The organism is Hymenobacter glacieicola (assembly GCF_014640315.1).
GTDB lineage: Bacteria > Bacteroidota > Bacteroidia > Cytophagales > Hymenobacteraceae > Hymenobacter > Hymenobacter glacieicola.
This window is the reverse complement of record NZ_BMGS01000005.1, coordinates 340,041-357,482: the sequence shown is the minus strand read 5'-3', so window position 1 is coordinate 357,482 and position 17,442 is coordinate 340,041. Positions and strand designations below refer to the sequence as shown.

17 protein-coding genes are annotated in these 17,442 nt (G+C 56.0%); 2 read left to right on the top strand and 15 right to left on the bottom strand.

Annotated elements, in window-relative coordinates:
- Window positions 1-16 precede the first annotated feature (16 nt).
- Window positions 17-1,639, top strand: a complete 1,623-nt coding sequence (locus IEW18_RS11535; RefSeq protein ID WP_188558000.1) for a tetratricopeptide repeat protein — start codon at window positions 17-19, stop codon at window positions 1,637-1,639.
- An 81-nt stretch (window positions 1,640-1,720) separates the two neighbouring features.
- Here IEW18_RS11535 and IEW18_RS11530 read toward each other — a convergent pair whose 3' ends face one another.
- From IEW18_RS11530 to IEW18_RS11460, 15 genes are all read right to left on the bottom strand, one after another.
- The gene (locus tag IEW18_RS11530; protein WP_188557999.1) at window positions 1,721-2,815 is read right to left on the bottom strand and encodes an RluA family pseudouridine synthase; all 1,095 of its coding nucleotides are present in this window, start codon (window positions 2,813-2,815) and stop codon (window positions 1,721-1,723) included.
- Between the two features lie 136 nt (window positions 2,816-2,951).
- On the bottom strand, window positions 2,952-3,584 hold the full coding sequence (locus tag IEW18_RS11525; RefSeq protein ID WP_229728708.1) for an OmpH/Skp family outer membrane protein: 633 nt from the start codon (window positions 3,582-3,584) through the stop codon (window positions 2,952-2,954).
- 45 nt (window positions 3,585-3,629) lie between these two features.
- The gene (locus IEW18_RS11520) at window positions 3,630-4,313 is read right to left on the bottom strand and encodes an OmpH/Skp family outer membrane protein (protein ID WP_188557997.1); all 684 of its coding nucleotides are present in this window, start codon (window positions 4,311-4,313) and stop codon (window positions 3,630-3,632) included.
- 42 nt (window positions 4,314-4,355) lie between these two features.
- Window positions 4,356-6,905, bottom strand: a complete 2,550-nt coding sequence (bamA, locus tag IEW18_RS11515; RefSeq protein ID WP_188557996.1) for an outer membrane protein assembly factor BamA — start codon at window positions 6,903-6,905, stop codon at window positions 4,356-4,358.
- A gap of 9 nt (window positions 6,906-6,914) precedes the next feature.
- The gene (gene uppS / locus IEW18_RS11510; protein ID WP_188557995.1) at window positions 6,915-7,661 is read right to left on the bottom strand and encodes an undecaprenyl pyrophosphate synthase; all 747 of its coding nucleotides are present in this window, start codon (window positions 7,659-7,661) and stop codon (window positions 6,915-6,917) included.
- 165 nt (window positions 7,662-7,826) lie between these two features.
- Window positions 7,827-8,582 (bottom strand): type IX secretion system protein PorG, encoded by a 756-nt coding sequence (gene porG / locus IEW18_RS11505; RefSeq protein WP_188557994.1) that lies wholly within the window; start codon window positions 8,580-8,582, stop codon window positions 7,827-7,829.
- A 40-nt stretch (window positions 8,583-8,622) separates the two neighbouring features.
- Window positions 8,623-9,504, bottom strand: a complete 882-nt coding sequence (locus IEW18_RS11500; protein ID WP_188557993.1) for a DUF6089 family protein — start codon at window positions 9,502-9,504, stop codon at window positions 8,623-8,625.
- Window positions 9,505-9,629: 125 nt separating this feature from the next.
- On the bottom strand, window positions 9,630-10,523 hold the full coding sequence (locus IEW18_RS11495; RefSeq protein ID WP_188557992.1) for an NAD kinase: 894 nt from the start codon (window positions 10,521-10,523) through the stop codon (window positions 9,630-9,632).
- A 37-nt stretch (window positions 10,524-10,560) separates the two neighbouring features.
- Complete coding sequence (locus tag IEW18_RS11490) at window positions 10,561-12,021, bottom strand: POTRA domain-containing protein (protein WP_188557991.1); 1,461 nt, start codon at window positions 12,019-12,021, stop codon at window positions 10,561-10,563.
- A gap of 13 nt (window positions 12,022-12,034) precedes the next feature.
- Window positions 12,035-12,712 (bottom strand): CBS domain-containing protein, encoded by a 678-nt coding sequence (locus IEW18_RS11485; RefSeq protein WP_188557990.1) that lies wholly within the window; start codon window positions 12,710-12,712, stop codon window positions 12,035-12,037.
- Window positions 12,713-12,847: 135 nt separating this feature from the next.
- Window positions 12,848-13,624: an alpha/beta fold hydrolase gene (locus IEW18_RS11480; RefSeq protein ID WP_188557989.1), complete on the bottom strand. Its 777-nt coding sequence runs from the start codon at window positions 13,622-13,624 to the stop codon at window positions 12,848-12,850.
- Window positions 13,625-13,649: 25 nt separating this feature from the next.
- Window positions 13,650-14,246 (bottom strand): anthranilate synthase component II, encoded by a 597-nt coding sequence (locus tag IEW18_RS11475; RefSeq protein WP_188557988.1) that lies wholly within the window; start codon window positions 14,244-14,246, stop codon window positions 13,650-13,652.
- Window positions 14,247-14,327: 81 nt separating this feature from the next.
- Window positions 14,328-14,849 carry a CvpA family protein gene (locus IEW18_RS11470; protein ID WP_188557987.1) on the bottom strand — a complete coding sequence of 174 codons (522 nt, stop codon included), beginning with the start codon at window positions 14,847-14,849 and terminating at the stop codon, window positions 14,328-14,330.
- 105 nt (window positions 14,850-14,954) lie between these two features.
- A complete protein-coding gene (locus tag IEW18_RS11465) occupies window positions 14,955-15,419 on the bottom strand; it encodes a GatB/YqeY domain-containing protein (RefSeq protein WP_188557986.1) in 465 nt (154 codons plus the stop codon).
- 27 nt (window positions 15,420-15,446) lie between these two features.
- Window positions 15,447-16,517 carry a hypothetical protein gene (locus IEW18_RS11460; protein WP_188557985.1) on the bottom strand — a complete coding sequence of 357 codons (1,071 nt, stop codon included), beginning with the start codon at window positions 16,515-16,517 and terminating at the stop codon, window positions 15,447-15,449.
- Between the two features lie 77 nt (window positions 16,518-16,594).
- Between IEW18_RS11460 and IEW18_RS11455 the strand changes: the two genes are divergently transcribed.
- Window positions 16,595-17,308: a pyridoxine 5'-phosphate synthase gene (locus tag IEW18_RS11455; protein ID WP_188557984.1), complete on the top strand. Its 714-nt coding sequence runs from the start codon at window positions 16,595-16,597 to the stop codon at window positions 17,306-17,308.
- Window positions 17,309-17,442 lie beyond the last annotated feature (134 nt).

Here is a 17,442-nt window from a genome sequence, read left to right as displayed (position 1 = left end):
ACTAAACCTTTTGCTCATGAATCTCAAGCCCTGGAAGCTCACGCTCCTCGCTGCTTTGTCTGTTTCGGGTTCTGCTGCCCTAGCCCAATCTTCGGGCGCCCAAAAAGCCATTGAGCTGGAGCGTTACAGCGAAGCCCGCGCCGCTTTGCTGCGGCAAGGCCAATCGAATGAAACGTCGTTCGAACTTGGCCGTTTATATCAATTGCGCGATATGCCCGATTCAGCGGCATATTACTTTAACCGCATTGCCCTGAACCCGAAAGACGCCATGACCCAGATAGCTGCCGGCCGCGCCGCGCTGGCTCAGGGAAAGACGGCCGAAGCGGAGATTCAGTTTGACAATGCTGTGAAGTCCTCGAAGGGCAAAGACCCTAAGGTGTACACAATGATTGCCCAGGCCTACGCCGAGTCGAACGTAAAAGACGTTACTAAAGCTTTGACCTACGTTAGCGCTGGTGAGAAGCTGGGCAAAGGCAAGGACGATCCGGCCCTGATGATTGCTCGTGGCGACTTGTACCTGAAAACGGAGCAAGGCGGTGGTGAGGCCATGAACAGCTACGAGCGTGCTACCCTGGCTGACCCGAACAACGTGAAAGCCTACGTTCGGAAAGGTCAGCTGAACATGCGGGCTCGCACCTACAACGAAGCCAAAACGAACTTCGACAAAGCCATTAGCCTCGATCCGAACTACGCTCCGGCTTACAATGCCCTAGCCGAGACGTATTATTTCGCAGGTCGTTACGATGATGCGCTGGCCCAGTTCCAGAAGTACTCTTCGCTGGCAGAAAAGTCGCCGGACACGGACGCGAAATACGCTTCGTTCCTGTATCTGACCAAGAAGTACCCGGAGGCCCTGGTTGAGGTGGATAAAGTTCTGGCGAAAGACCCGAACAACCTCACCATGAACCGTCTGCGGGCTTACTCTCTGTATGAGACTGGTAAGAATGATGAGGCTTTGGCTGCCATGCAGAAATACATGCAGCTTGCCAGCGCCGGCAACAAAGTAATTACCGAAGACAACGTGTACTACGGTAAGATGCTGATTAAAGGTGGCAAGACTACGGAAGGCGCAGCCATCATCAAGAAGGCAATTGATGCTGACCCGAAGAAAGCTGCTGATCTGCAGAATGAGCTGGCGCAGGCGTACATGGCAGCCAAAGACTACCCCAACGCTATTTCTACGCTCAAGGCGCGAATGGTAGCCAACAAGGGCGGTGAATTGACTGACAAGGTATATCTGGGCCGGGCTTACGAGCTGAACAGCCAGTATGCGCAGGCTGACAGCCTCTACGGCTTGGTGGTAGCAGAACGTCCGAACTACGTTCCGGGCTACCAGATGCGGGCTCGCGCTAACGCTAACATCGACAAAGACTCGAAGCAAGGCTTGGCTAAGCCTTACTACGAGAAGTACATCGAGGTAGCTGGTGCTTCGGCTGATGCGGCCAAGTACAAGAGCGGTCTGCTAGAGGCCAACAAATACCTGGGGTATTACCACTACCAGAAAGGCGACAAGACCACGGCCCTGCCCTACTGGCAGCAGGCCCTGGCCCTGGACCCCAACGACCAGCAGGCCAAAACAGCAATAGCTGAGATTACGAAGCCCAAGACGGCGGCTAAACCCGCAGTAAAGCGCAAATAGTAAGCGCTTATATCAGAAAAGGCTCCTTACCATTGGTAGGGAGCCTTTTCTGTTTTTAGGAATATCCTTCGCGCCCTTGCCCTACCCTGCCGTAGTGGCGTACTCTTCCCATTTCGTCAGCAGCTCTTGAAAGTCGGTGGGCAGTTCAGCCTCGAAGTGTAAGTGCTCGTGCGTGGTTGGATGCTCAAAGCCCAGTGACTTGGCGTGCAGGGCTTGGCGGGGCATCAAGGCCAGCATCTTTTCAGCGAAGACCTTGTAAGCGCCTGTGCGCTGCCCGTACACTATCTTATCCCCACCGTAGGTAGCATCGCCGAACAACGGGTGGCCAATGTGCTTCATATGCGCCCGTATTTGGTGCGTACGGCCGGTTTCCAGGTTGCACTGCAGCAAAGCTACTTTGCCACCAAAGGCCTGCAGCACTTTATAGTGCGTTACGGCGTGCTTGCCATGCTCACCATCGGGGAAAACGGCCTGGACCTTTCGGTCCTTTAGGCTGCGCCCAATATGCCCCCGGATGGTGGCTTCTGCCTCTTTGGGTACGCCCCACACGAGTGCCAAATAAGTGCGCTCAATGGTATGGTGAAAAAACTGGTTGGAAAGGTGGGTCATGGCCCACTCCGTTTTTCCTACCACCAGCAAGCCCGACGTATCCTTGTCAATCCGATGCACGAGACCCGGACGAATTTCGCCGTTGCGGCCCGTTGGTAAGTTCTGGAGGTGATACGCTAGCCCGTTGACCAGAGTACCGTTCCAGTTGCCATACGCCGGATGCACAACTAACCCAGCGGGCTTGTTCACTAGCAGCAGCTCGGCATCCTCGTAGCGGATGTCCAGGTCCATGGGCTCGGGCAGGACCTTGAATTCCCGCGGCGGCTCGGGTAGGGTAATGGTTATAACATCTAGCGGCTTTACGCGGTAGTTCGACTTCACCGGCCGATCATTTACTTGCACCGCTTCGGCCCGAATGGCATTCTGAATGCGGGTTCGGGAAGTACTGGGCAAGCGGTTCAGCAGAAACTTATCTAGCCGGAGCAGCTCCTGCCGGCGGTCGGCCCGGATGCGGTGGTGTTCGTATAGTTCGTCTCCCGCTTCGTCATCCTCCTCGGCTAGTTCGTCCGCGCCCAAAGGCAGGCTGCTGGGGCTATCCTCTGTGTATTCTTCTTCCGGCTCGGGCATCGTAAAAGGCAATGAATTAACGGGTGCTACTGCCTACCCCCTTACGCACTGGGCAGGTAGCCATATAACAACACCGCCGAAGCAGAAGCCCCGGCGGTGTTGTTGGTAAGCCAGTGAAGTACAGGCCTGATACGCCTTACTTCTTCGTCTTGGTTTTCGTCTTGGTAGCAGTGGGAGCCGCCGCCTGGGTAGAAGCAGCAGCCGGCGAAGCTACTTTCGGAGCCGCCGCCGCAGCACCAGGGGTAATCCCCATTTTCTTCAAAATCAGGTCCGATACATCCCCATCCTTCGGGCCGTGCAACAGCAGGGGGCTGTCCCCATCGGAGTTCAGAATGTAGGTGTAACCGTTCTCGTCAGCTACGGCGTCAATGTTCTTCTGGAGCTTGTCCAAAGCTGGCTTCAGTAGAGTCTGCTGCTTTTGCTGCAACGATACTTCGGCATTCTGCTGAAACTCCTGAATCGACTGCTGCAGGTTCTGCAACTCCTTTTCCTTATCGGCCTTTACTACATCCGTCATGGTAGCGCCACCTTTCTGGTAGGCCTCTACCTTGGTGCGGAACTCCGTGCTTTTGGCATCCAGCTGGCTCTTGAGCTGGGTGCTGTAGTCCTTCAACTGGGACTCAATCTGCTTGCTCTCGGGCATCTGGCTCAGTACGTACTGAACGCTGGTGTAACCGATCTTCAGCGGTGCGGCCGTCTGTGCCATCGAAGCCGTAGCCGTAGTGAAGGTAAGGGCGGCAGCAGCCAGTGCAACGCGGAATTTGTTCATGGTGGTCATTAAAAAGAGAAGTGTCAGAGAGTTAGATGCGCAAAGTTAATTTTTTCGGGTTGCCGGCCGTGTAGTAGCTCGGGTCGGCTGTTTGGGCCGAGTAGCAGCGGGTTCTTCCTCCACCGCAGCCTCGCCCGCCGGAGCCTGCGGCGTGGTTACTGACCGCACGGCGCCTTTCTGGCCGGGCTGATTCCGTTCCTCCGAAGCCAGACCTAGTTCCTCCATCACAAACTCCGTGTAATCGTGCACTGGGTTGGTATAGAGCATAGTCAGGTCACCGGATTTATCGAACACAATAGCGAGCTGTTTCTTCTTCGCTACCTTCTCAATGGCCTCAAATACTTGGTCTTGTACCGGTTTGGTAAGCTCCTGCCGCTTTTTGAAGAGCTGCCCCTCGAAACCGAAGATCTTGTTGGAGTAAGCCTTAATGTCCTGCTCCTTCTTCAGAATCTCGTCCTGGCGCTTCTTCTTCATCGGCTCAGTTAGAACGACTTCTTCGGCCTGATAATTCCGATAAAGCTTATCCAGGTCCTTTTTTTGCGTCTCGATATCTTTCTGCCAGTTAGCGGAAAGCGTATTGAGTTCCTGCTGAGCCTGCGCGTAGGCCGGCATCTTGCCCATGATAAACTCGGAGTCGACATAGCCGAATTTCTGAGCCAGCGCTGTTTGAGGCAAGGACCCGACCAACAGGAGTGCGAGGGCCGCTACCCACGAAAACATCTTGTTCATATGGTAAAATAAGATGAAGTGTTGACGGCCGCGCCGCCGGGCTTAGCGGAGCTGCTGGCCGATGATGAAGTGGAACATGCCCTTATCCTGCTTCTGACCGGGAGTATAAATCGGCACTTTGTCGAAGCCCCAACCGTAGTCGAAGCCTAGCAAACCAAATGCCGACATGAAGATGCGGGCCCCTACCCCAGCCGAGCGGTACAACTTATAAGGGTTGTACTCAGAATAGCGTTCAAAAGCATTGCCGGCTTCCGCAAAGCTGAGCACGTACACGGTAGCGGCCGGGTTCAGGCTAACCGGATAACGCATTTCCATAACGAACTTATTATATACCACGCCCCCACTAGAGCCATTTACCCCGCTTATGGAAGTCGGCAAAGGAGAAGTACTGGCATCCCCCGGATCGGCGTAGCCTCTCAGGCCAATGTATTCGGTGCCAGCTATGAAGTTTGCGGACCCACCGTAGCCCAGACCCGAGCCCCCTAGTTTGAAGCGCTCAAAGGGCCCGATTGGGCGGCTGCTGTTGTAGGTACCAATGAAGCCGAAGTGGGCGCGGGTATTGAGAACCAGCTTGCCTACCACCGGCGAAAACCAAGAGGCGTCAAACATCCACTTGTGAAACTCTACCCACTCACCTACACTGGGGCTGGAACCCGGGAACAAGGAGTAAGGCGGCGTCAGGTTCACGCTCAGCGCCAGCGAAGAGCCCCGGCGCGTGAAGGTGGGGTTGTCGATGCTGTTTCGGGAAAGGGTCGTGTTAAACGTGATGTTGTTTGCGTTACCCGTACCGTTCGGGAAGAACTCAGAGCCTAACGCCGTGTAGTTGTTCAGCTTGTACTGGGTAATGGACAAGGCATTGCTCAGCGTAAAATAGTCATCGGGCCAGCGCAAACGGCGGCCCAGGCTTACACTGGCCCCGTTTGTTTTGAGGAAGCTACCCGTTTCGGCATCGAAGCTGGTTCCTAACCGGTAGATGGTTTTAGTCAGGCTTACGGAGAGGGAGTTGGGCTTGCGGCCACCCAACCACGGCTCGGTAAACGAGAAGGAATAGGCTTGGTACTGCAAGCCGTTGGCCTGCACGTTCAGCGACAGGCGCTGGCCGTCACCGGCCGGCACTGGCGTCCAGTTGCGCAAGGTACCGGCTTTGCGCAGGGAGAAGTTGTTGAAAACCAGCCCTACGGTCCCGATAAAGCCAGCGTAACCGCCCCAGCCACCTGAGAGGGTAATCTGGTCGGAAGGCTTTTCCTCCACCGTATAGTTGATGTCTACCGTGCCGTCGGCCTGGTTAGGCACAGGGTTCAAGCCAATCTTTTCCGGGTCAAAATAGCCCAGGGTAGCTATTTCGCGCTGGCTGCGGATGAGCTGTTCCCGGCTGAATTTGTCGCCGGGCAGCGTGTAGAGGGAGCGGCGCACTACGTGGTCGGAAGTTTTTGTGTTTCCGGCAATGTTCACGTCCTTAATGCGCGCTTGCACGCCCTCCGTAAGGCGCATCTCAATATCAATTGAGTCGCCTTCTACTTTGGTTTCTACCGGCTCAATCTGAAAGAACAGGTAGCCATCGTTCATGTAGAGCGAGGTAACATCCTGGCCCGTGGGGTTGTAGTTCAGGCGTTTATCCAGCGTCTCTTTGCTGTACACGCTACCTTCCTTGATGCCCAGTACCGAGGCCAGTGTCTTGTCGTCGTAGAGGTAGTTGCCCTTCCAGGTGATATTGCGGAAGTAGTACTTGGGCCCCTCATCCACTTTGATGGTGAGACGCAGGGCGTCGCCTACCCGCTCCAGCGTATCGGAAACCACTACGGCGTCGCGGTAGCCTTCGCTGTTATAGAATTCCAACAGCTTGGTTTTATCCTCCTCAAACTCCTTGCTCTGAAACTTACCGGAGTTGAAGAGCTTGGGAAACTTCTTCTCCTTGGTTTTTTTGAGTTTTCCCTTCAGCTTGCCATCGGTAAAGGCCGTGTTGCCCTCAAATTGAATATCATTGATTTTGACTTTCGAGCCCTTATCAACTTTAATATTCAATACAACGCTGTTGGACAGGGAGGAATCCGGTACCTGGGTAATGGTAACCTTGCTGTCCAGAAAGCCTTTGTTGGTATAGAACTTCCGGACCTGGGTGCGGGTGTTGCTCAGCAACGCATCCGTTACCACCTTGCCACGGATCAGTTTGATCTTGTTTTTGAGTTCATCAGCTTGGCTTTTGCCGATGCCCGAAAACTCAAACTTGGACAGCCGCGGCCGCTCCTTTAGGTTAAAATCAAGAAAGATGCGGCTGCCCTCCGTGCGCGCAATGCTCACGCTCACGTCGCCCAGAATTCCTTGGTCCCAGAGCCGACGGATAGCTTTGCCAATTTCTTCACCCGGAATCGTAATCGGGTCCCCTATCTTCAACCCAGTCAGGCCAATTAGCGTATTAGGGTCCAGGTAGCGGGCACCGCTCACGGTAATACCACCCAGGGTATAGCGCTGGGGCTGCTCGCCGGCCGAAGCAGCCGGAGCCTGGATTTGGGCAACCGCTGTGCTTACGGGTACTGCACCCAGAGATAAAGCCAGCGCGGCAGCCGGAATAAGTTTATGGTAGGAAGAACTCATGTTCTGTAATTACGAAACGGTTAGCTGCTCACTGGTTTTTCCGAACCGACGTTCGCGCTGCTGGTAGGCCCGCAGCGCATCGTAAAAATGCTCCCGCCGGAAATCAGGCCACAGCAAATCGGTGATAAACAGTTCCGTATAGGCCAGCTGCCACAACAAAAAGTTACTAATGCGCTGCTCGCCACTGGTGCGAATCAGCAACTCAGGATCCGGAATGCCGGCTGTCGAAAGAAAGCTAGCCACCGTTTGCTCTGTAATTTGCTCCGGCTGCAGCCGACCAGCGGCTACTTCTTGCGCCATGCGCCGTGCGGCCTGTGTCAGGTCCCACCGTCCGCTGTAGCTCAAGGCCAGAAGCAAGGTAGTCCGGGAGCCGTCCTTGGTCAGTTCAATGGCCTCGGCCAATTCCTTTTGGCAGGAATTAGGCAAATTCTCAATCTGCCCAATTGCCTGCAGGCGGATGCCGTTCTTCAGCAGCGTAGGAGTTTCCTGCCGAATAGTGTGGACTAGCAACTGCATGAGCGCCATTACCTCGTGCGCCGGCCGCGACCAGTTTTCGGTCGAGAAGGCGTATAGGGTTAAGTAGCGCACCCCTGCTTCCGCGGCCGCCTCTACTGTTTCGCGCACGGCCGTAATGGCGCTCTGGTGCCCGAAAATGCGTAAGCCCCCCTTCTGCTTGGCCCAGCGGCCATTACCATCCATGATGACGGCTACGTGAGCGGGTATATTCTGGGAATCTATCTCGGACCGGACGGCCATCAGTACTTTTTACGTAAAGAGGCTGCAAGTTACGCAAATGGTTGCATTCGCCTCTGTTCAATAACAAGTTGTGCTCAAGGGCTTTCATACGAACAGCCCCCGGCATCTAGTATGTCGGGGGCTGTTCGTATGAATATTACTAGCCGATTGCCGAGCGGCCCGTGGTTAGTCCTTCTTACCCTTTTCCTGGCTGGGGTCAGGGCAACGAATCTTGTAGAAGGTATAGGAAATGCTCAGGCCATTGTAGAAGTACCAGTCCTGATCGTGCGGGTTGCCTATACGATCATCTTGCCCACGGGATTTACCATTGATGTGATCCAGCTCATCCGTAAAGGTTTTGCGCGCTCCAGCTTCTAAGCCCAAGTTCCAGTGATCCGAAAGCGCATACTTGAAGCCCAGGCCCGCCGGAATAGCTACGTTAAGCATACCGGCCTTGCGGTCAAGCTGCGGGTTGGTGCTGCTAGCCGTTTGGGTACTGGCGTAAAACCCGGCCAGCCCAACGAACACGTACGGGGTGAAGTGGACTTTGTCGTGCCGGTCGTGGTAGTCAAAGAAATTATATTCTACTACCCCAGATGCTTCCAGCAAACTACCCTTCATGTTGGCGTTGCGGTACTCGGCTAATGGGGCTACTCTTCTGTTAACCCCTCGCACATTACCATCGTCCGCCCGCAGCAAGCCGGCAGTAAACCCCGCTCGTAACGTTATAGGAGCTGAAACGTCTTTGCGGTAGAAAGCAGTCAGCGCGGGGCGGTTGTTGCGGAACTGATAGTGGGGCGACAATTCACCTTTGTAGGTTAAACCACCCAACCCTACTCCTATTTCGCTGGTATTTTGGGCAGTTGCCGCGTAGGCAAAAAAAACACTCCCTACCGGCAATACGCCCGTAAGGAGTGTTTTAAAGAGCTTCGACTGGGTCATTAGACTGGCTGTTGGTGAAAAGTGACAGCCAGTTTACTGGCTATCGGAATTTGGGGCTTCTTACTCGGGGAGCAAGGATATAGTTTACTGACACGCCCAAAGTGGTGTACCAGTCCTTTTCAGAGCTTTTGCCACGCATTTGGCCACCTTGAATTGCCTCGGTGTACGTGCCAGGAACCTCTTTCGTGATATCCCAACCGAAGTATTGAGCCGCAGGGGAAGAAAGAGCAGCCCGGTTAGCTACGTAGTTGCCGCTTACGTCGTCAAGGTAATCAGTAAACGTTTTACGGAAGCCTAGCTCCAGACCGATGTCGAACTGCTTGTTCAGCTTGTAACGAGCGCCGGCACCGAAAGGAATAACGAATTGACCCAAGGAATAGCCTTCCGACTGTCCTTCAGTTCTCAACGCTTGCAGAGCAACATAATTGCCATCGGCATCCAAACCTTTCGGATTATGACGGATTACGCCAACACCACCAAACACATACGGCACGAAGTCAGGACGCTTGATGTAGTTGTTACGGTTCTCGATCAGATCGAACATGCCTACCGCTGCAAACTCCAGAATGTCGTTGCGGAAGTTCATGTTGCGGTTGAAGCGGTACTTGGCATCACCGTCGTTCTGATCGGCAGCTTTCGAGTCGTCACCGGTGATACGGCCGTAGGCCAACGAGGCGCGGCCCGAGAGGCGCGGGGAGAAACGACGAGTGAACGTCAGACCAAGGTTAGGGCGAGTAGCGCCGGCACGGAAGCTAGGAATGCTAGGCTTAGGGGTAATATCCCCGAAGTAGTTCATGGCATTCAGGCTCACGCCCACGGAGTTGTACTGCTTCCGCTTGCTGAATTGCTGCGCACTTGCTTCCGTCGCTACCAGTGCGAGGACTAGCAGCAAGGCCGTAGTGTAGGTGAAGAGTTGCTTCATATTAAGCGAAGGTTAGAAAATATTCAAGTTCAAGAATGCGGAAATTGTACAAGCATGGTCGCAGTCAGCGACAAAAGTAGAGGATGGCGGGAACTTTAAAAATTATTAGCGGAAAATCTCTATGCTTAAATAGGTATCCCAGCAGGGTTCCGACGGTCCAAACCCCAGTTCAATTTATTGCGCAAGGTACTCAGGAAGTTAACATGGTTAAGCTTTACCAGGCGAGCATTAAAGTTTTCTCGGCGAACAGCAATCTGAATTCCGGCTTCAACGGTTTCGGAGCGGGAGTCGAGCGAAAGCAAAAAATTGTTGCTTCGGCCTTCGATTTCAAAGGAAATCACACTCCGATCCGATACAATTAAGGGCCGTACGTTCAGATTGTGGGGACATACGGGCGCAATAATAAAATTGTTTGTTTGCGGCAGCATAACTGGCCCGCCGCAGCTCAAGGAATACCCGGTGGAGCCGGTGGGGGTAGCGACAATCAGGCCATCTGCCCAATAGGAGTTCAGGTATTCCCCATCGATGTAAGTGTGCACCACAATCATGGAGGAGGTGTCCCGCTTTAGGATACTGAACTCGTTGAGGCCGAAGTTGATAGCACCAAACGTATCCGGGTCCGTGTCCACCCGAATCAGGCTCCGGTCTTCCAGCACGAAGTGCCCTTTGAACAAAGAGTCCAGCGCGGGGCCAATTTTATCGGGAGAAATGGTAGCCAAAAATCCTAGCCGGCCGGTATTGATGCCTAAAATCGGGATTTGCAGGGCCCCGACGTAGGTAACGGTATCCAGCAGGGTACCGTCGCCCCCAATGCTAAGCACGAACCGCATGCCCTGCAGGGAGTCGCCGCGGCGGAACGTGGTGATGCTGCTGGGCAGGTTAACCCGCTCGCTGAGGTAGGCGTGAAACGACTCCAGCACGCATACTTCGGCCTGGCGACGCGTTAGCTCTTCCACCATTTCGCGCATGAAAGGCGTTAGCTCCTCACTGAACGGCTTACCTAGAATGGCAATTTTCATAACAAAAGCTTAACCTGACTTCTCATCGGTAGGAAGATCAGATGGGAAACTGCGTGCGGAAAAAGAAGCCTCCCTCCCGCTCCCGGGTCCGGGCGTATTCCAGCGTGAACACCCAATCGTAGTACGTGACTAAGTGCAAGGCGACGCCGGTGGAAGCCAGCAACTTATTGGGTAACCGATTCGTGGGCCGCGGCACAGGCGTCCGCACATAGCCTACATCGGCAAAAGTATTCAAATAAAACACGAGGGGGATGGTGTTGAACTTAGTAGTGCGCACCCCATTGAGCCGAAGCTGTCCTACATCGAGCAACCGATAGGTAAGCCCTTGCTGCACGAGGCCGTAGTGGCGGCCGTCTATTACGTAGGCATCATAGCCCCGCACTAAGACATCATACCCAAATGCTCGGTTATCGGCGTAGCCAACAGACCGAGCCAGACGCACCTGCGCGGCCGTTCCGATGCTGTAATAAAATGAGCCGCCCAAGGCCAGGTAGCGGGCGTAGCGCCCCCGTAGCGTGAGTATATCCGCGATGCCCGGCGTAAGGAACGTGCGGTAGGTCAGGGCGAGTTGAGCGTACTGCCCGGTTAGCGGGTAGGCAAACGTGTTGCGCTGATTCAGAGTACTGACTAACCCAAGCTCTAGGTATTCCCGACGGGCTCCGTGCAAGTAGTAGGATGGGTTGTAGTAAAGGACTGAGTCGGAAACCTGCTCGCGGTGGTAGGATACATCCAGGGCCGTGAGGTGCTGCACGGTCCGACGCCAGCGCAACCCCAGGCTGGCGTATTGCCGCTCAATGGGAAAGTCATTCTCCTGCCGCAGATTGACGAGCCTGTCCCGCACAGTAGCGTAATCTAGGGAGTGGCTGCGGTAATAGGAAAGCCCTGCTCCCAGCCCAACTCGGCGGCGCCGGCCGTAGCCCGGAGCTTCGTAAAACACCTCATACTTGCGGTTGAATCCTAACTGCACGTTACCCAGCAGCTGCTCGTTGCGGCCCCGGAAGTTACGGCGTACCAGATGCAGACCATAGTCAACGCGCTGCCAGCGGTCCGAGCGGTCGAGCCAGGAGCGGAAGTTTCGGTCGGCGAGGGAAAAGATGGGTACGGGAAAGGTATACCACCGCTCTTGCACACTATAGAGGATGGTAACTTCGCCATCACGGCAGACCGCCTGCACCAACACTTGATGGAAAAGCTGCAGATTAAACACGCGGCGGCGGTTGGCTTCTAATCTTTTGCCGAAAGTAGCAGCCCGCAAGGTGTCTCCCTCCTGGAAGTCTAGTTCGGCCCGCAGTACCGGCTCCTTGGTTACGTTATTGCCGACGAACAGTACGCTGGCAACCCGCAAGGTGGGGTAGCCGGGACACTGCACGCTAACCAAGCTGTCGGTTGCCGCGCGGCGCAGGGAGTCGGGAAGGACTGCGGAAGAGCAGGCGACTGGCGTGGCAGTCGGGGCCGACGGCAGCAGGCCCAGCAGCAACGTCAATACAATAGCCAGCACCTCTCCTACCTGCTCAGATGTTCAGGTAACGCAGCAGGGCATCGTAGCGCTGCTGCTCGTCTTCACTTACTTCCTCCGTACCGCTGAACTGGGCCGTAATGGAATAGCCAAACCGCTCCAGGGTAGCAATAATGCGGGTAATGTTAGGCGTGTTTAGTTTTAGAGTAAGCCGAATCCGGTACGGGTCGTGCTCATCCTGGGCTACGTGGGCGCTGATGATTTTGGCGTTATTCTCCTCTACATACCGGCTGATCTGAGTCAGCGAGTAGTCCCGCTCCTCCATGGCCAGCACAATAATGCCCTGCTGGTTGCTGGCCACCGGCACTTTGCCAAAGGCTGCCAGTGTGTCGCTCACGGTTACTACTCCTAGGTATTCCCGCTGCTCATCGAGCACGGGTACTAGCTGCACCTTGTTTTGAACGGCTAGCTCAATGATGTTATAGAAGTGCTGGTCGCGCTGGACGTGCACATCGGCATAGTTGAGAGCAATATCACTGAGCAGCTGCTTGTCGGCATCCTGGTCCATTAGGTCCGATTCGGTTACTAGCCCGAGGTACAGCCGATTATCGAGCACGGGCAGTTGGCCCACGTGAAATTCCTCTAGCCAACGGGCCGCCTTTTCCATAGAGTCCGTCACCTTCAGGGGCGGAATCATCTGATTCAGTAAATCCTCAGCGATAATGGAGTTCATGGGATGGAACTAGGAACGGAGATATAGGTAGAGGACACTACCAAAGAAAAGGATTCCAGCCATACATACGTACGCGGCTGGCTAAAAGAGCGGTACTACCAGACTAACAGTTGCATTTAGTTGGCGAAAGCTCCCTTACCGAGCTACTGGAACAGCAGTACGAGCTAAAAATTGGTGCAGTAGCTGGTTGAAGGCGTCCGGCCGCTCCATCATGGGAGCGTGACCGCAGTGGTCCAGGAAGCGCAGCTCAGAGCCGCGAATCAAGCGGTTGAACTCGTGCGCTACTACCGGCGGCGTTATCGTATCGTTCAGCCCCCAGACCAGCAGGGTAGGCACGCGAATGTGCTGCAGCTCCTTGGCCAGATTATGCCGCTGAGCCGAGCGGGCAATGCTGATGATGCGCAAGCATTTCGCGTTGGAGTTGGTTACGCTGAACACTTCATCAACCAGTTCTTGGGTAGCAATGGCGGGGTCATAGAAGGTATATCCCACCCGCTCCTGCACGTAGGCATAGTTACCGCGCTTGGGAAACGAGCCGCCCATGCTGTCCTCGAACAGGCCGCTGCTTCCCGTCAAGACCAGCCGGCTCACGCGGCCAGTGTTGCGCAGGGTGTATACCAGGGCAATATGTCCGCCGAGGGAGTTGCCCAGCACCGTGCAGGGCTCGGGCAAATTTACTTCTGCCAGAAAATCCTCGACAAAGCTTACCAGGCCGGGCACACCCGCCTTGGTAAGCGGCATGTCGTAAATCGGCAGAAGCGGAATTACTACGCGGTACTGGGTGCTAAACTCGGCTACTACGTCTTGCCAGTTGCTCAGGGCTCCAAACAGGCCATGCAGCAGCAGCAGCACTTCACCGGTGCCTTCGTCTACGTAATGAAATCCATTCTTTTCCTTGATCTGCAACGCCATCTTCTCAGGGAATATAGTGCCGGGCTCAGGACGCCGGGGCAGGTTGTGCAATGATACAATTCTTGACCCAATTGCCTAGCAGGGCCAGACCATTGGGCGTTAGGAGAGCTTCCGGATGAAACTGCACCCCGTACAAAGGCAGTGTACGGTGGCGCAGGGCCATAATTTCCTGCTCGGTGGTAGTAGTACGGGCCAGCGCCTCCAACGACGGGGGCAGCTGGTCTAGTACGAGGGAATGGTAGCGCGTAACGGGCATCCGGAGCGGGAGCCCGGCGCTCAGCGGGCTTGGGGCCAGCCACGCTACCTCCGATACTTTGCCGTGCATGGGCCGGGCCGCCCGGCTTACCTGAGCCCCGAAAAACTCGCCGAGCGCCTGGTGGCCCAAACACACTCCGAGCATGGGCAGCTGCTGGTGATAGGCCTCGATGACGGCCGGCATTACGCCCGCCGCGGCCGGAGTGCCCGGTCCCGGCGACAAGACGATACCATCGAAAGAAAGGGCTTGCAACTCCGCCAGGGGCACGTTGTTACGCCGTACCAGCACCTCACAGCCCAGCTGCCGCAGGTAATCCAGCAGGTTATAAGTGAAGGAGTCGAAGTTATCGAGCAGCAACAAACGCATGGGCAAAGGTAGGGGTAGGTGTACTAACCAAGCAGCCGGCTAGTAGTTCCGCCCACCGCCTACATTCGGTGCAGAATGGCCCTAAAACACTTCGCGCAGCTTATCCAGCAGAGAGCCGGCAAAGGGTAATACGAAGCCCACAATGCTCAGGGCCAGTGGCGTAGCTTCCCGCACAACGGGCAGCACCTGCGAATCGGCCAGGAGTTGGGGCGAAATCAGCTGCAGACCCGCCATACCCACTCCGTGCAGCAGCAGGCTCAGGCCGAGCACCCATTTTAACATGCCACTCACCGCGCCGCCCAGGCTGTCCAGCACGCCTAGCGGGGTCAGGTGCACGGCGGTCCGGATCACGCCACTCAGCAGGTGCACGCCCCAGCCGATGGCCGCAAACACCAGCACAAACGACACCAGCGGCAGCAGCCCGAACGCCTCGCCTACATAGTGGCGCACCAGCGGAATGGCGTCGCTGAGCAACATCAAACCACCTACTACCCCCAGCACCAGCGCCAGCAACGAGGCTACCTCCAGCAACAACCCGCGCCGGTAACCTTTCACCGCGCCAATGCCAAGCGGGATAAGCAGCAGAATATCAAGGGCGGACATAGGATGGAGGGCTCCAGGACTTAGGGCCCTGGATGAGGCTCTACATCTACAACAGAGTTCTTGTTTGGCAGAACCTCATCCTAGACCCCTAGCCCCCAAGACCACTTACAGGTTCGTGTTGTTGAGCAGGTTGTTTACTACTTGCGAAATCTGGCGGCCATCGGCCTGACCCGCTAGCTCACGGGCTGCCACGCCCATTACCTTGCCCAAGTCAGACGGGCCGGTGGCTCCTACGCGCTGGATAATATCCACGAGCTTTTCTACCAGATCAGCCTCTGACAGCTGCTGGGGCAGGTATTCTTCGATGATGGCTAGCTCCGCCAGCTCAATTTCTTCCAGGTCGGAGCGGAACTGCTTCTGGTACATTTCGGCGGCTTCGCGGCGCTGTTTAGCCGACTTGGTCAGCAGCTTGGTTTCGGCCTCAGCCGTGAGGGCCGCGCCGTGCTGGCCTTCGGCCGTTTCGGCCAGCAGAATCTGGGATTTAATGCTGCGCAGAGCCGTCAGACGAACTTTGTCTTTGGCCAGCATAGCCTTCTTAATATCAGCGTCGATGATTTCTTTCAGAGCCATGGCAAGGAGGGTAAGGAAGATGCAAGATTACGGGTTATTCCCGACAACGGGGGTAGCAAAGGCGTTTTTGGCCAGTACCATGCGGCTGGTCAGGGCGGTAATGAAGGCCGCGGGCTGATCTAAGTACAAGGCCAGGTATTGAGCTTGCCGATGGCTTCCATACGGCCCGCTTAGGGTCATCGGCTCTGTAAACGAAATCCACACGTTAGGCGGTGTGAGCAGGAAGCGGGCACTGTTTAGCATTTGAGGCCCCACTACCACGGGCAACTGCGAAATACTACGGACCTCGGCTACGGCCGATAATGGCACCCGCAGCTGCCAGAGAAACCCTACCCGCACTACCACCTGCTGCTGGCCTGTAAGCAGGGTTGGCCGCAGCCGGATAGCCCGGATGTGACCCAGCAGAAAAAGCAGGCCATATACGTGCAAAACCAGGGCAGGCATGGTCAGGGCCGGCCACCAGTGCGCTAACAGCATGTGCGCGGCTCCCATTTCCAGCACCCATAATAAGCCTATCGTAGCTAGTAGCGCGGTAGTTCCGGAGTCTTGGTAATTCGTGAAAGCCTGATCTGTGGCCCTAGCTTCCGGGGTAGTGCGCCAGCTACACAGCGCGTAATACAGCATGCCTATTTCGGCTACTACGGGGGCTAAGGACCGGCCGAGTACCGTGTTGAATGCAGCCGTAAGCGCTTCTAGGTAATCGGGCTCCGTTGCTCGTCGCCCGCTAAATGCGCGACGGATACGGCTTAGATTGAGCAACAGTACCCCTGCCGTTAGCACTTCCGCGCCGGCTAGTGCGTAGCTGGTCCAGCCCAAATAGTGCTGCTGCGCGCTGGGCAGCAAGGCGTAAGCCAAGGCTACGGCCGCACTGAAAGCAGCCACTACGGTGCCCTTGGGCAACTGGTAGGGGCGTACCACCTGCCAGTAGAACAGTAGGGGAAGCATCGTCAGCAAATCAAAGCAGACTGCCGCTGGCAGCGCGGGGCGCAGGCTGAAGTCGGGGCGGCGGATGATGAGTATTTCTACCCCAATCAGGGTCAGGCTTAGCCCGCCAAACAGCAGGGCGGGGCGGTAACGAAACGTTGGAGTTAGCAGCATGACCGGAAACGGAAAGCGAGGTGGGCTGTTTGCGGTTGTATCTTTGACCACGTACTTCCCGTCCAGCCTACCCTATTATGACGAAGCTCAGCGTAAACATAAATAAAATAGCCACCCTGCGGAACGCCCGCGGCCACAACCGCCCAGACCTGCTGCAGGTAGCCCGCGACTGTGAGCGGTTTGGGGCCCAGGGAATTACGGTGCACCCGCGGCCGGATGAGCGTCACATTCGCTACCAGGATGTGCACGACCTGAAGCCCCTGGTTACCACGGAGTTGAACGTGGAAGGCAACCCCACACCAGACTTTCTGGCCCTGGTGCGCGCCGTGCGCCCAGAGCAGGTGACGCTGGTACCGGACGCGCCCGATGCCATTACTTCCAACGCCGGCTGGGATACGGTCCGGCACCAGGAATATCTGCAGGATGTGGTAGCGGAGCTCAAGAGCTTCGGGGCCCGCGTCAGCATCTTCCTGGACCCCGTAGTGGAGCTAGTGCACGCGGCAGCCAGCACGGGCACCGACCGGATTGAGTTGTACACCGAAGACTACGCCCGCCGCTACCACACCGACCGGGAAGCCGCTATTCGCCCTTACCGCGAAGCGGCCGAAGCGGCCCGGCAACTCGGCCTCGGCCTCAATGCCGGCCACGACCTGGACCTTGACAACCTGGCCTACCTGCACCAGAACCTGCCGGGCCTGGCGGAGGTAAGCATCGGTCACGCCCTGATCTGCGACGCGCTATACTTGGGCCTGGAGAATACCATTCAGCTCTACCGGCGCCAGTTGGTATAAGCACTGGACGAGTGCGAATGCGGCTTTGAAGAACCTAATCTGTTTCCCATTGCCCGCTGCCGCGCTGGTCAACTCCTGGTCCGTGTCGGCAGAAACACCTTTTGTACTGTCCTTCCGAGCGGAGCAAAGAATCC